Annotated in this window: 10 protein-coding genes; 4 read left to right on the top strand and 6 right to left on the bottom strand. The window is 73.8% G+C overall.

What is annotated here, in order from left to right:
• Positions 1–96 precede the first annotated feature (96 nt).
• Positions 97–1,161 carry a phosphatidylinositol-specific phospholipase C domain-containing protein gene (locus tag F7Q99_RS33690; RefSeq protein ID WP_153468874.1) on the bottom strand — a complete coding sequence of 355 codons (1,065 nt, stop codon included), beginning with the start codon at positions 1,159–1,161 and terminating at the stop codon, positions 97–99.
• Positions 1,162–1,828: 667 nt separating this feature from the next.
• On the opposite strand from F7Q99_RS33690, the gene F7Q99_RS33685 reads away from it, so the two are divergent.
• Complete coding sequence (locus tag F7Q99_RS33685) at positions 1,829–2,893, top strand: alpha/beta fold hydrolase (RefSeq protein WP_153468871.1); 1,065 nt, start codon at positions 1,829–1,831, stop codon at positions 2,891–2,893.
• A gap of 18 nt (positions 2,894–2,911) precedes the next feature.
• On the opposite strand, the gene F7Q99_RS33680 is transcribed toward F7Q99_RS33685, so the two are convergent.
• Genes F7Q99_RS33680 through F7Q99_RS33660 form a run of 5 tightly spaced genes read right to left on the bottom strand, consistent with a single transcriptional unit; the run spans position 2,912 to position 9,431 of the window.
• Positions 2,912–4,222, bottom strand: a complete 1,311-nt coding sequence (locus tag F7Q99_RS33680) for an NAD(P)/FAD-dependent oxidoreductase (protein WP_153468868.1) — start codon at positions 4,220–4,222, stop codon at positions 2,912–2,914.
• Positions 4,219–5,010, bottom strand: a complete 792-nt coding sequence (locus F7Q99_RS33675) for an ABC transporter ATP-binding protein (protein WP_153468865.1) — start codon at positions 5,008–5,010, stop codon at positions 4,219–4,221. Before F7Q99_RS33675 ends, F7Q99_RS33680 begins: the two co-directional genes overlap by 4 nt.
• A complete protein-coding gene (locus tag F7Q99_RS33670; RefSeq protein WP_230211136.1) occupies positions 5,007–6,857 on the bottom strand; it encodes a dipeptide/oligopeptide/nickel ABC transporter permease/ATP-binding protein in 1,851 nt (616 codons plus the stop codon). Before F7Q99_RS33670 ends, F7Q99_RS33675 begins: the two co-directional genes overlap by 4 nt.
• A gap of 7 nt (positions 6,858–6,864) precedes the next feature.
• Entirely contained in the window at positions 6,865–7,833 is a 969-nt protein-coding gene (locus tag F7Q99_RS33665) for an ABC transporter permease (protein WP_326847445.1), read from the bottom strand.
• Positions 7,834–7,847: 14 nt separating this feature from the next.
• Positions 7,848–9,431 (bottom strand): ABC transporter substrate-binding protein, encoded by a 1,584-nt coding sequence (locus F7Q99_RS33660; protein ID WP_153468862.1) that lies wholly within the window; start codon positions 9,429–9,431, stop codon positions 7,848–7,850.
• Between the two features lie 212 nt (positions 9,432–9,643).
• Between F7Q99_RS33660 and F7Q99_RS33655 the strand changes: the two genes are divergently transcribed.
• The 3 genes from F7Q99_RS33655 (at position 9,644) to F7Q99_RS33645 (ending at position 14,481) form a co-directional block, all read left to right on the top strand.
• Positions 9,644–11,338 carry a DUF885 domain-containing protein gene (locus tag F7Q99_RS33655; protein WP_153468859.1) on the top strand — a complete coding sequence of 565 codons (1,695 nt, stop codon included), beginning with the start codon at positions 9,644–9,646 and terminating at the stop codon, positions 11,336–11,338.
• Positions 11,339–11,638: 300 nt separating this feature from the next.
• Entirely contained in the window at positions 11,639–11,992 is a 354-nt protein-coding gene (locus tag F7Q99_RS33650; RefSeq protein ID WP_153468856.1) for a DUF5132 domain-containing protein, read from the top strand.
• A 191-nt stretch (positions 11,993–12,183) separates the two neighbouring features.
• Positions 12,184–14,481, top strand: coding sequence for an ABC transporter ATP-binding protein/permease (locus F7Q99_RS33645; RefSeq protein WP_153468853.1), 2,298 nt, complete (start codon positions 12,184–12,186; stop codon positions 14,479–14,481).
• The last annotated feature ends 63 nt before the right edge of the window (positions 14,482–14,544 follow it).

Here is a 14,544-nt window from a genome sequence, read left to right as displayed (position 1 = left end):
GCTACGCGCGTAGGCGCGCAGGACACCGTCCCATGGTGGGGTAATCGGCATCTGAACGGAACACGGCGAACCGACGTCGGCCTCGCCGCGGCAGGTTCAGCCTCGCGGCAGGACCAGCGACTGGACGGACGGCAGCCGGCGCCAGTCGCTGGACACGATGCTCGCGTGCGCCCGGGCGAGCTGCGCGGTACGGGCCCGGGCCTGGTCGGCCGTCGGGTCGGTGGCGCTGATCGCGGGGGCGACGTTCTGGGCGTCCGTCATGACCAGGAGGTAGTGCGAACGGTCGTACCAGGCGGTGTCGATGCCGCCGGTGTAGGTGGCGGCGTCGCCGTCGAAGACGACGAACCACGGCCTGATCCCGGCGTCCGCGCCGGTGTACGCGGTGCGCGGGTCGCCGGCGGCGGCGCCGTGCACGGCGGGGAAGAGCTGGGCGTCCTTGATGCGCCCGGCCGCGGCCAGGTCGCGCAGGTGCCGCCCGTACTCGACGTCGGTGTGCAGGGTGTCGAAGGGGTTGCTCTCCTCGACCGTCCCGGGGATGGCGTACAGCAGGACACGCCCCGAAAGAGCCGCCCGGCTGGGCCAGTTGCCGGCCCGCACCGCCTCGTCGACGGTGGCGTACGAGCCGCCGCCGGGCCGGGCGAGCAGGTCGGCGGGGCGGAGCACGGCGGAGCCCAGGTGGGCGGCGATCAGCGCGTCCAGCTGCGCGGGCCCCATGCCGTGGTTGGCGGCGAAGCCCGCCTTGAGCTCCAGCTTGACCACCAGCGGACCGGATCCGGGGTGGGCGCCGAGCCAGACCCGGATGTCGTCGAGGCAGTGCTCCAGGTTCTTGTTGGCGCCGCCGGAGTAGAGCTGGGCCGGAGTGCTCGCGGCGGTGCAGTTGTTGGCGTTGCCGAGCGGGTTGGAGTGGCTGACCTTCCACTCCTTGGTGATGACGTCCGTCCAGACGTCCAGCTCGATCATGCCGGTGCCGGTGTCCAGGCCCTGGGCGAGGTACCCGAACGCGGCGGGGTCGTAGGTGTTGTGCAGGCCGACGGTGGTGGCCGAGCCGAACGGCAGGTCGCCGGTGCCGGCGGCTCCGGCCGGCGTCACCGGCACCAGGGCGGCAGCGGTGGCGAGCAGGCCGATGGCGAGTGGTGCGGCGATGGTGCGGCGTGTGGTCATGGCTACGGTCCCCCCGAGTTTCAAAGCGCTCTCCGGTCACCCTGTGTCAGGGGCGCCCGGGCGAAGCATCTCCTGTTCGGAGGTGCTTCGTGTGAAGCAGGCATGACGATAGCGTGACGTCTTGTCATGTTCTTCCACTGGGGCGGGGTTCACGGGAGCGGGTGCACAGTGCCGGAGAATGTGCGGCCGTAGTGGAGTGGGAACAGCCTGTTATTCCCACACGTTGATGGTGGTTCAGGTGAAGCCGATGCCGTGGTCCGGCCGGGCTCGGCGGACACGGTGAGTGATCAGCGGGAGCCCGACGCCGTACAACAGGGCGTCGGCCACTTGGGGTGGCCAGCAGGTCGGGGTCGGTCTCGGGGTGTTCAGAGCCTCGCCGACGAGGGGCCCAGGCGAGCCGCTCGACGGCCGAGGCGGCAAGCGTGTCGATCAGTGCCTGCCGGCCGGCGAAGCGGCGGTGGACGGTGGCGCGGGCCACTCCCGAGGCCTCGGCGATCTGCGGTGGGGCTGAGTCCCCGGTGACGTCGGGCTTCCGGTCATGTGCGGTGTGTTTCCTGTTGGTTGCGGGCCGACGCCTGCGTCGTGAGGGACGGTTGGGGGAAGGAGACGAGCAAGGATCGGTTTCGGATGCTGTTGCCGCGGAGGACCGATGCGCCGGGACGGACGAGTGGCGAACTCCTTACTGACGCTGCTGAGCCGTGACTGGCTGGGGGTGCCGGTCGCGCTGCTGGTGGTCGCGGTCGGCGCCGGTCTCGTGGCTCTCGACGTGGCATGGGCGGTGGCGCTCGGTGGCGCCATGGTGGCTGTCGGTGCGGTGCTGCTGGCAGGGGCCGTGCGCCACCTGGTGCTGGTGGCCCGTGCGGCGCGTGCGCATCGGCCGCCGGGGCGGCTGGTCGATGTGGGCGGTCACCGGATGCACGTCCTGGGTGAGGGAGAGACCGCGGGCACCCCGACGGTCGTGTGGATGCCCGGTGGGCACGCCGCCGGCGACGACTTCCGGGAGCTGCACACGCTGCTCGCGGCGCGCACGCGCTCGGTCCTGGTCGACCGGCTCGGTTCGGGCTGGAGCGACGTCGGTCCCTTCCCGCGGACCACGGCGACCGAGGCGGAGGAGCTGCTGACAGCCCTGGAGGCAGCCGGGGAGCGGGCGCCGTTCCTGTTCGTCGGCCATTCCTTCGGCGGCCTGCTGGTCGCGAACGCGGCGCGGCGGCGACCGGACCTGGCGGCCGGAGTCGTGCTGCTGGACCCGACGCCCCCGGAGGTGATCGCCTTCGCGCCGTCGAACAGGCTCGTCGCGGGGATGCGCCGGAGGTTCGTGGTGAAGGCGGTGCGGCACCTGTTCGGTGCATACCGTGGCGACGGCGGCCGCACCGGCCAGGACTGTGCCGCCGCGTCGATCTTCGCCGAGCTGTCGCCGTCCGGCCTGGCGAGGGTGGGCTGGGAGACGGTGGTCTACGACGGGGACCTCGGTGACCTGCCGCTGCTGCTGGTCACACCCCGCGACCTCACGGGCGGCGAGACGGTGCTGGAAGCGGCCCGAGACGCCGCCGAGGCCGAGCGGATCGGCCGCTTCTACCTCCGCACCAGGACGCGCTACCTGGCGACGTCGACGGCGGCTCGGGCCGTCCACACACCCGAGGGCACCGGCCATGACTTCCCGCACGAGGTGCCCGAGTTCGTGGCCGACGTGGTCTGGGATCTGGCGCGCGAGCTCGGTACTGAGCCCCGTTGAGCGGCGGGCGCCGGTCGGTCAGCCCATGACCGTGCGGGGGGAGCCCTCGCGGACCGGGCGCCGGCGGGAGAAGGCGCCCAGGTCGACGACGTTGCCGGTGTGCTCGCAGCGGTGGCGGACCGGTTCGTGGTCGTGGTCCTGACCGGCTTCGACCCGGTCGATCAGCGACGCCAGGAAGCGGCCCACCAGCGGGGCGTTCTTGAACTGGTTGCCGCTCGTGCCCATGGCGACGTAGTAGCCATCGAGGGCGGTGCGGTCGTAGATCGGGGTCCAGTCGTCGGCGACGTCGTACACGCCGGCGACACCGAGCGGCCGGTTGGGGACGGCGAGCCCGGGGAAGCGGCGCGCCGCCCGGGTCACCTGGGTCCGGAAGCGGTTGGCGGTCGGACGGGGGTCGGCCGCGTCCGGATCGTCGATCCACTCCGGCGGGTCGCAGGCCGGCTGGGTGCCGCCGACGAGCAGCCGGCCGCCGGGCGCGGCTCTCATGTACGTGCCGAGGTCGAGGTCAGCGACCACGGGGCCGAGGCCGGAGCCGGTGGCGTAACCGCCCGGTGCGGCGACCTGGTGGACCTCCTGGCGCAGCGGCCGCACACCGACGGTGAAGTCGCCTTCGACGCCCGCCAGCCGGTTGAGGCCGCCCGACCACGGGCCGGCGGCGTTGACCACGACCGGCGCGGCGATCTTCGTCCCGTCGGCCAGGCGGATGCCCGCCACGCGGTGTGCGCGCCGGTCGACGCCCGTCACGGTGTGGTGGAACAGGAATCGGGCCCCCAGCGCGCCCGCCGCGTCCGCCAGGTTCTGCGCGGCGAGCTGGGGGTCGTCGACGAATCCGGCGTCCGGGGTGATCAGGGCGCCGAGCTCGCCGGTGGGCTCGGCGAAGAACGCGTCGTCGTCCACCGGCTTCGGCGGCCAGTACCGCCCGGGGTCGATCCCGGGGAGGCGCCGGCGCAGCGTCGGGGTGTCCCATCGCTCGTACGGGACGCCGGCGCGGTCGAACAGGGCGATAGCGCTCGCGGGTGCGGCGCCAGGGGCGTCGAGCAGCACGGCTCCGGTGCGATGGAAGGCCGCGAGCGGCCGCCGGCCGGTGAGCCGTAGGTGGTCCGGCCAGGACGCCCAGATGTGGTGGGCCTCCCATGCGGTGGCGACGCTGGCGAAGGTGGAGTAGTTGAACCTGATGATCGCACTGGAGGCGCTGGTGGAGCCGTGGCCGGCGGCCCCGCCCTTGTCCACGACGACGACCCTTCGTCCGCCGCGCGCGAGTTCGAGGGCGACGGCGGCGCCGATCACGCCGGCTCCGACCACCACGGCGTCCGGTGGGCTGACGGTCATGAGGGCCTCTCTGCGGGCGGTGGGGTGGGCAGGGTCGGTACGGAGGCGAGCAGTGCCCGGGTGTACGGGTGCCGGGGGCCGCGCAGGAGGTCCTCGGTGGGGGCCGTCTCGACGATCCGGCCGCGGTGCATCACGGCCACCGTGTCGGAGACGTGGCAGACCGCGGGCAGGTTGTGGCCGATGAACAGCATGGACAGGCCCAGCTTCCGCTGGAGCTCGCGGATCGTGTTGAGGACGGACGCCTGCACGGAGACGTCGAGCGCCGACGTGATCTCGTCGGCGATCAGCAGGCCGGGCCCGACGGCCAGGGCGCGGGCGATGGCGACCCGCTGGCGCTGGCCGCCGGACAGCTGCCGTGGCAGCCGGTCGGCGAGCCGCGGATCCAGCCCGACGAGGTCGAGCAGGCCGGTGACGCGCTCGGCGCGGGCGCGCCGGTCGAGCCGGTGGAAGGCGGTGGCCGCCTCGACGAGCGTCTGGCGGACCGTCATCCGGGGGTCGAGCGCGGTGTCCGGGTCCTGGAGGACGATCTGGACCAGGCGGCCCAGCCGGCGCCGGGCCCGGACGGTCCGGACGCGGACCTCCTGGCCGTCGAGCAGGACCCGGCCCGCGTGCACGGGGGTGAGCCCGACGATCGCGCGGGCCAGACTCGACTTCCCCGAGCCGGACTCGCCCACCAGCCCGAGCGTCGTGCCGGGCGGGATCTCCAGCGAGACGCCGTCCACCGCGGTGACCGGGCCGTGCGGTCCGTGGTGGTGGACGGTCAGGTCGCAGAGCCTCAGACCGGTCATGACGGGACCGCCGGCCGCGGCAGTGGGTGCCAGCACGCGACCCGCTGGCCGGCGTCGAGGCCGGCCAGGGGCGGGGCCTCCTCTGCGCAGCGCTCCCGCCGGTGCGCGCAGCGGGGCTCGAACGGGCAGCCGGGGTCAGGAGCGAGCGGGTCGGGAGGCGTTCCCTCCACGGTCGGCAGTGGCAGGTCGCGGTCCGCGGTGAGGTCCGGCACCGACGCGACCAGGGCCCGGGTGTAGGGATGCCGGGCGGCGCTGGCGAGCCGGTCGGCGGGCAGGCTCTCGACGACCGTCCCGGCGTACATCACCAGGACCCGGTCGCACAGCTCGGCCACGAGCGCGACGTCGTGGCTGATGAACAGGACGGCGGCGGAGGTGCCCCGCCGGATGTCGGAGAGCAGCCGGGTGATCTGCCGCTGCACGGTGACGTCGAGTGCGGTGGTCGGCTCGTCGGCGATGATCAGTCCCGGCCGTACCATCAGGCCGGACGCGATCATCACGCGCTGGCGCTGGCCGCCGGAGAGCTGGTGGGGGCGTGAGCGCAGGAGCGCCGGGAGGAGGGCGACCTGGCGCAGCGCGTCGGCGGCCTGTTCGGCGGCCTGTGCGCGGCCCGCGCCGCGGTGGGCCCGGACGGTCTCGGTGAGCTGGGTGGCGACCCGGAGCGACGGGTTGAGCGCCGTGGCCGGGTTCTGGAAGATCATCGCCAGGCCGGTCGCGAGGTGGCGGTCGCGTTCCTTCGGCGTCATGGTGGCGAGGTCGGCGCCGAGCAGGCGCAGGGTCCGGCGGTGGACCCGGGCCGGGGCCGGGAGCAGGTCGGCGATCGCGAGTGCGGTGAGCGACTTGCCGGAGCCGGACTCGCCGACGAGCCCGACGATCTCGCCGGCCCGCAGGGCGAGCGAGACGCCGCGAACCGGCCGGATCAGCCCGTCCGGCGTGGGGAGTTCGACGGTGAGGTCCTCGACCTGGAGCACGTGGCCGTCCTCGGCGGGCCCGCTCGGAATGGTCGGTGGCGGGGGTGTGCGGGACGCCGGGCCGCGCCGGGCGACGCCGCCGGCCAGGACCTCGCCGAGCAGTTGGAACGTCAGGGCCGCGTAGAGGATGGCGAGGCCGGGGGCGAGGGCGGGCAGCGGCTGTGCGTAGACGCGGTCGAGCCCCTGGTTGAGCAGTTGTCCCCAGTCGTAGCCGGGCGGCTGCACGCCCAGACCGAGGAAGCTCAGCCCGGAGAGGGCGACGAGTGCCGTGCCCGCCGCCGTGGTGGCGCCGAGCATCAGAGGTTCGGCGATGTTGGGCAGGACGTGCCGCACGAGGAGACGGTGCCGGCGCAGGCCGAGGACGCGGGCCGCGGCCAGGTGGTCGGTGCCGGCGACCGCGGCGGCGAGTGTCTGGGCGAGCCGGGCGAACCCCGGGACGCCCGCGACGGCGAGGGCGAGCATCGCCCCGGCGGGCCCCGCGCCGAGGACGACCGCGAGGAAGAGCGCGACCAGCAGGGCGGGGAAGGCGAGCAGGAGGTTGATCAGCGAGGCGAGCAGGCGGCGGGCACGAGTGCCCACGACGGCGGTGGACGCCCCGAGGAGGACGCCCGCGGTGGCGCCCAGCACAGCCGCCGCCAGCGCGAGCAGCAACGAGGGCCGGGTGGCCGTAAGCACCCGGGCGAGCAGGTCCCGGCCGAGGTTGTCGGTGCCGAACGGGTGCACGGCGGACGGGCCCTGCAACACCGCGGAGGGGTCGGGGCGGTCGGCCGTCTCGCCCCAGACCAGCGGGCCCACGAGCGCGAGGAGGACGAGCGACGCCAGCATCGTGGTCGCGACCCAGGCCATGGGCGAGCGCAGCTGCCGGAGGGGGAGGGACATCGGCTCCTCACATGTCCCGCAGGGCCGAGCGCGGGTCCAGCAGCGCCAGCACCAGGTCGACCAGGAGGCCGGCGAGCAGCACCGTCGCACCCAGGATCAGCACCATCGCCTGGACCACCGGGTAGTCCTGCGCGACCACGGACTGGGCCATCGCCGAACCGATGCCGGGCCAGGCGAACACCTTCTCGACCAGCACCGTGCCGGCGATCATGGCGGGCAGCAGGCTGCCGGCGACGGTGAGCGCGGCGGTCGCCGTGTTCGGCGCCGCGTGCCGCAGGTAGCGGCGGGCCGGTGACAGCCGCTTGGCCCGGGCGGTGCGCATGTAGTCCTCGGACAGCACCTTCAGCGCCTCGACCCGGACGATGCGCACCAGGACGGCGGTGGGCGCGAGGGAGAGCGCGAGGACCGGCAGGACGAAAGACTCGGCGCCCGCCGCGCCCGCCACGGGGAGCAGCTGGAGGCCGACGGCCAGCAGCGCGGTGAGCCCGGCGGCCAGGACGAAGTCCGGCACCCCGGCCAGGCCCGCGGTCAGCGCCGTGAACGCCAGCTCGGTGCGCGGGCGCCGCCCGTCCCGGGTGTGGACGGCGGCGAGCAGCCCGCAGGGCAGGGCGACGGCGAGGGTGACGAGGAACGCGAGGAGGGCGACTTCGAGGGTGGCCGGCAGCCGGGTGCGGACCAGTTCCGCGACCGGTGTCCCGGTGACCAGCGAGGTCCCGAGATCGCCGTGCACGAGGCCCTCCAGGTACTGCCGGTACTGGGACGGGAAGGGAGCGTCGAGCCCGAGTTGCTGCCTGCGGGCGGCCACCAGGGCGGGGGAGGCGTCGACGCCGAGGGCGGCGCGGACCGGGTCGCCGGGGACGAGGCGGATCATCGCGAAGGACGCGGTGAGCACGACCCCGAGCGAGAGGACCAGCCGGGCCGCGCGACGGGCGAGGAACGCCGTCCATGGGTGCCGCGGCAGGTGGGGCAAGGACACGTCGGGTCCCCCGGTCACTGGTGGAGGCGGATGCTGGTGGGGATGACGGCGCCGCCGAAGGTGGTGGCGAAGGTGGTGCGGTGGCCGTAGACGGTGCTCTGGCCGTCCGCGATCGGGAGAGCGTCGGCGGAGCGGAACAGCGCTGCGGCGGCCCGGTTCCAGGTGCCGCAGCCCGCCGTGTCGGTCTCCTGGAGCGCCTGGGCGACCAGGTCGTCGTACTCGGGGTTGGCGACGCCCGCGAAGTTGAGCCCCTCGGCGGGGGCCGGGCCGGAGAAGAACGGGACGAAGCCGACCGGCAGGGCGAAGCCCGGCGTGCTGCCCACCACGACGTCGAACTCGCCGGTCTGGTACATCGCGTTCACCAGGGCGGGCAGGCTCTCGCCGACCAGCCGGACGTCCGCGCCGAGTCCCGTCCAGGTCCGGGCCATCAGCTCGGCCACGGACGGCAGGGTCGGGCCGAGGTCCGGGCTGGTGATCAGGCGCAGCCGGAGCGGTCGCCCGTCCTTGGCCAGGGGACCGCCGCCGGTGCGGGTCCAGCCGGCGGCGCGCAGTGCCTCGGCGGTGTCCAGCGCGGGCAGGTTGGCGGCGGCGAGGTCGGCGTGGCAGACGGCGCCCTCCGCGCCGAAGTCGGTGGCCGGGCGGCCGGTGCCGCCGACGGCGACGTTGGCGAGGCCCTGCCGGTCGAGTGCGGCCACCATGGCCCGGCGCAGCGCCGGGTCGCCGAGCGGGCGGCCGGGTCGCTGGTTGAAGAAGGTCAGCCCGACCACGGTCGGTACGTCGGTGGCGGCGAGGCCGTGGCCGGTGAGCCGGGCACGGTCCGGCCCGGACACCGTCGCGATGTCGACGCCCCCGGTGAGCAACAGGTTCGCGGCGGTGGACGCCTGGGGCACCACCGAGATGACGATCCGCGTGGGAAGGCCGGGCGTCGCGGTGGTCGCTCCGGCCGGTCCCCAGGCGTAGCCGTCGCGGACGGTGAACTCGTACGGCCCGCCGGGGGTGTAGCGGGTCAGCACGTACGGGCCGGTGCCCTGGCTGGTGCGCTCCAGCGACCGGGGCCGGTCCAGGCCGGCAGGGCAGACGACGGGCAGCAGGCCGAGGGTGCGGGTGAGAAACGGGAAGGGGGCGACGGTGGTCGCCGACACCGTGCCGGTCGGGTCGTCGGCGCTCGCGGTGAAGGGGACGCCGGGCAGGACGGTCCGGGCGCCGGCGAGCTGGTGGGCCGGGTCGCCCGCGTAGGTCAGGGCCCGGGCCACCGCCGAGGCGGTGAGGGGCGTGCCGTCGGAGCAGGTGATCCCCGGGCGGAGGGTGAAGGTGGCCGTGGTCGTGGTGGCCTGCCAGGACGAGGCGAGGCCGGAGACCAGCGTGCCGTCGGCGGCGACGTTGACCAGCGAGTCGTACGCGTAGCGGGCCGGGGCGGCGCCGAAGGCCGAGTACGGGTCGAAGCTGGGGGTCTCGTTGGCCGCCGCGATCCGGACGGTCCCGCGGTCCACGAGGGGTGTGCTCGTCGAGGACCGGGCGGCGCCGCCGCAGCCGGCCAGCGCGAGGGCCGCGGCGGTCCCGGTGGCCGCCAGGCGGACCGGCACGGTGTGACGGGGCATGGCCGTCATGGTGTCACCGCGGGTTGGCGAGGGCGAGTCAACTTCGCTGCTCGGCAAGCCCGTTCGGCGGACTCGAGTGAGCCGGCGGTGGCCGCCCGCCTTGGCCGACGGGCCCGGGGAGCGGCCGGTGGGATTCCCTCGTTCGAGGGATCTCGCGGCCCGTGCCTCGCCGGCCGGCCGACCGAGCGGTGCGTCATCGCCACACTGTCCGCGTGAGGACGAACGAACCGGGCCGCGAGATCGGCCTTCTGGCGGGCCGCTACTGGGAGTTCCTGCTGGAGCGGGACCCGCTGCTGAGAGTCCGCCAGGGGCTTCCGGTCGAGAGGCTGCCGGGGGCGTCGATCGGCGAGGCCGAGGAGCGGGCGCGGTTCGCGGAGGGTGTCCTGGCGCAGGTCCGGGAGCTCGACGGTACGGAGCTGTCCGGCGCCGACGCCGACACCGCCGCGTTCCTCGTGGGGCTCGCCGAGCAGGAGGTGCGGGTCCGCCGCTGCTACTGGCTGACGCCCGCCGCGACGCCGTACCGGCTGTTTCCGCTGTCGCAGTACGTCGATGCGGTCCTCGGTCCCTTTCGTTTCGCCGAACGGCACGACGTCGACCGGTACTTGGCGCTGGTGCGCGAGCTGGCCGGGGTGGTCGGCTCGATCGGCGACAAGGTGGTGGCGCAGGCGGCCCGCGGCTTCCACGTCCCCGCGCCGGCCCTGGCCGGGGCTCGCGCCACACTCGTCGGTCTGCGGACCTCCGTGGCACGCCGGGTGGAGGTGGACGAGGGCCGGTTCGGCGGGCTGGGGCAGGTCGAGCGCGGAAGGCTGCGGGAGGGCGTACGGCGGCTGGTCGCAGTCGAGTTGGCGCCGGCGTTCGACCGTCTGCTCGCCGTCCTCGACGATCCCGCTTACCTGCGCGCGGCGCCGTCGGCCGTCGGCTGGGCGCGGTACGAGGGCGGCGAGGAGGCGTACCGGGAGTTCGTCCGGACCCACACCGCGGGTGACACGCCGCCCGACCGGCTCCACGAGCTCGGCCGCGACCAGTGCCGCGAACTGGCCGAGCGGATGCGCGAGGTGCGCACGACCCTGGGCTTCCGGGGCCCCGAGGACGAGTTCCACGACCGGCTACGGACCGAGCCGCGCCTCCACGCCCGGACGCCCGAGGAAGTCGAGGCCCGCTACCGCGGCCACCTCGACCGGCTGGCCCCACTGCTGCCACGATGGTTCGCCGCCCTGCCGGCCGCCCCGTACGGACTGGCCCGGCTGGACCGGGCGCTGGAGGCGGGCATGACCTTCGGGTACTACCAGCAGCCGACCGCCGCCAGCCCCGTCGGGCGCTACCGCTACAACGGCTCCGGCCTGGCGCAGCGGTCGCTGCTGGGCGCGGCCTCGCTGATCTACCACGAGCTGGCGCCGGGGCACCACTTCCACCTCGCCAGGCAGGCGGAGGACCCGCACCTGCCGCAACTGCGGCGCGAGGTAGCCGAGTTCGGCGCGTTCAACGAGGGCTGGGCCGAGTACGCGGCCGGGCTCGGCTGGGAGATGGGCCTCTACGACGACCCGTGGGACGCGTACGGGCGCCTCGCGCAGGAGCGGTTCACCGCGCAGCGCCTCGTCGTCGACACCGGGCTCAACCTCGGGACGATGAGCCTGGAGCAGGCGCGCTCCTTCATGCGCGCCAACTCCACCGAGGCGGACGGCCAGATCGCCTCGGACCTGCTGCGCTATTCGACGGACCTGCCCGGGCAGGCTCTCTCCTACCGCGCGGGTTTCCTGGAGTTCGGCCGGCTGCGGGCCCGGGCCGAGGCGGTGCTGGGCGCAGGTTTCGACGTGCGGGCCTTTCACGAGGCGGTGCTGGGCGGCGGCGGGCTGCCGTTTCCCGCCCTGCGGCGGCGGGTGGCACGCGAACTCGGCAGTCATCTTTGAGCAGGAAAGCGGGCGAAGGGTCCGTTCGGTGAGTGTGCATACGGCAATCCGAGGTAACCGGGAAGCCTAAGAGCACTCGCATGAGTGAAACAGGCCGGGACTGTTTGGTCTCGATGCACATGACTCGACTACCGTGGCGGAAGAGCGGGCGATGGACCCCATCGGTGAGGAATTAGATCCGGTACCCGAATCGCGAATTCCGAACAATGGGTGCTTTCGCCTGCCCAGCTGTGCGCTGCTCCGGTGTCTGCAGTGTCCGGGGTCCCCTGTCATACGTATGCGTAGAGAGGATGGAGCATCATGCCGCCCGTAGTACCGCCCTTCCTGGTCGGCCTCATCGTCGCGCCACTGGCCAAGCGGCTCCTCAAGCCGCTGATGCGCGGCGTCGTCAAGACGTCCGTCGGACTCGCCCTCGAGGTGAAGAAGGCGGCCCATGAGGCCGGAGAGAACATCCACGACCTCGCGGCCGAGGTGGCCGCCGAGATGGTGGCGGCGCAGATCGCCGCCGGTGACGTCGGAGTCCGTGCGGACGGCGAGCAGCGGGCCGCCGACGGCAATGCCCAGAACGGTGAGAAGGACGAAGCCGGCCGGGCCGAGAACGAGGCGAGGACCTCGAAGATCCGCCCGACCGCCGGCGCTGCCAAGGTTCACTGACGCCCGTGCGGCGGAACGGGCCGCCGCGTGCGCGGGCATTTCGAAGGCTTCGGGAAATGCGCCCACGCGGCGGTCGGCCGCAGGTCCGCTGACTGCATGACCCTGATTTCTCCAGACCTTCCGATCTGTCGCACTGCTCCGTCGTGCCCGTGACGGTTTTTTGCGACCTCCGCAAACAGGTGATCGTACACATGCCATCTCTGCTGGGTGCCGCAGCCGGATATCGCAACGTGGATCTGGACGTGCGCCCGCGCTCGGTCATTCCGGGCCGCCAGCGCTGGGACGTCAAGCCGGTTCTCGGACGGCCCAGGATCGCCGAAGTCCTCGCCGCGACCCTGCGGCGCGTTCCCGGTGTCACCGAGGCCCAGGCAAGCCCGATCACCGGCGGGGTGCTCGTCCGCCACGACGCGCGGGTGAGCGCCGCGGACGTCGGCCGGTTCATCCGCAGAGCCGTCACCCTGGTGGTGGAGAACGCGGCGGGCGCCGCCCGTCCCGCACCGGCCCGACCCGCTGCCGCGCGGGCCCCGCGAACGGATCGCGGCGTCGTGCGCTCCACGCTCGCCGTCGGAGGCGGGGTGGCGGCCGGTGTCGCCCTCATCCGCGGGTCGGTACTGAGCAGGCAGCTGGTGGCGCTGGGCGGCGTGGCGGCCGCGACCACGGCCGTCCTCCGGCGGGCCTGGCGCAGGACGGCCGACGAGGCCCGGCAACTGTCCGGGGCCGGAGCCGCACGCCACCCCCTGCTGGAGATCGTCGGACCGCACCGGCGGCGCCTCTACCGGGCCTCGGCCCTGTCGGTCGCGTGCCAGGTCTCGGAGATGGCGCTCGGCACGTTCCTCGGCTGGACCGCGCTGGTGCTCATCAAGGGCCGGGCCGCCCCGCTGGCCAGTCTCGGGCTGACCACCGCCTCCGCCCAACTCTGGGGCCTGGCAGGACTGGTGGCCGCGGCCTGTGCCGCCGTGGCGGGCCTCTCGTACACCTCCAGCCTCCAGTGGCGCCGGCTCGGCCAGGACATCCAGCACGACTGGCGGGGCCGCACGTACGCGCACGTGCAGCACCTCGAACTGCGCCACCTGGAGGGCGAGCGGACGACCCGGGTCGCCGGCGCGCTGACGGACGACGTCGGCCAGCTCGGCGCCTTCTTCGCCACCTCCGCCAACGACGTGCTGCAACTGGGCACCAGCCTGGTCCTCCTGGTGCCGCTTTTCCTGCTGCTGGCACCGCAGATCGCCTGGATCGCGTTCCTGCCCATCCCGGCCATCGCCTGGCTGTCGTTCCACTACCAGGAGAAGGTCGCGGCTGACTACGCCGTCTCCGGCGAGCACCGGGCGAGGCTGCACAGCCAGCTGGTCAACACCCTGGAGGCCGGCGCCACCGTCAAGAGCTTCTGCACCGAGGACTACGAGGCCGAGCGCATCGACCGGCTGAGCGAGGCGGCCCAGGAGAGCAGCCGGCAGACCGACCGGAGCACGATCCGCCACGCGGAGATCGTCCGGGTCTGCACGACCGGCTCCATGGCCGGCACCCTGCTGATCGGCGGCCGCTCGGTGCTGAAGGGCACCCTGCCGTTCGAGGTGTTCAGCCCGCTGATCGGGCTGCCCCAGATGGTGCTGCTGCGGATGAACCGGCTCGGCGGCATCGTCGACCAGTACCAGCGCACGCTGGCCGCCTATGACCGGGTCCAGCGGCTGCGCGCCCTGCCCGTCGAGACCGACGGCACCGGCGGACCGCTCGACGCCGAGAAGGTGCACGGCGAGATCGTCCTCGACGAGGTGACCTTCGCCTACCCCGACCGGCCGCCCGTGCTGGAGAACGTCTCGCTGACCATCCCCGCCGGGCGGGTCACCGCCATCGTCGGCGCCACCGGCTCCGGCAAGACGACGATCGCCAAGCTGCTGATGCGCTTCCAGGACGCGGAGTCCGGCAGCGTGCTGCTCGACGGGCGGGACCTGTGCGACATGCCGCGGCAGGACGTCCGCAACGCCATCGGCTTCGTCGCCCAGGACCCGTTCCTCTTCGACGGCAGCATCGCCGAGAACATCCGGTACGGCAGCTTCGGCGCCTCCGACCACGCCGTGGAGGAAGCCGCCCGGATGGCCGAGGCGCACACCTTCATCGCGACGCTGCCGGACGGCTACCACACGCTGATCGGCGAACGCGGCGCCGCGCTGTCGGGCGGTCAGCGGCAGCGGATCGCCCTGGCGAGGGCGATCCTCAAGAACTCCCCGGTCGTGATCCTCGACGAGGCCACGTCCGCCGTGGACAACGAGACCGAGGCCGCCATCCAGCGCACGCTCCGCGACTTCGCCACCGACCGGACCATGGTCATCATCGCCCACCGGCTGTCCACGGTCCGCCACGCCGACCGGATCTACGTCATGGACAAGGGCGGCGTCGTGGCCGAGCAGGGCACCCACGACGAACTGCTCGGCCAGCACGGACTCTACGCATCCCTCTGGCAGCTCCAGGCCGGAGACCTCGCCGCCGCCTGACCGCAGAAGCCGCGCCTCCCGCCCGCCGACCGCGTGACGTCACCGCGGTCGGCGCGCTCCCGC

Origin of the sequence: Streptomyces kaniharaensis, assembly GCF_009569385.1 — a bacterium.
Lineage (GTDB): Bacteria > Actinomycetota > Actinomycetes > Streptomycetales > Streptomycetaceae > Kitasatospora > Kitasatospora kaniharaensis.
Note: the sequence above shows the minus strand (reverse complement) of the source record. Positions and strands in the feature narration are given on the sequence as shown.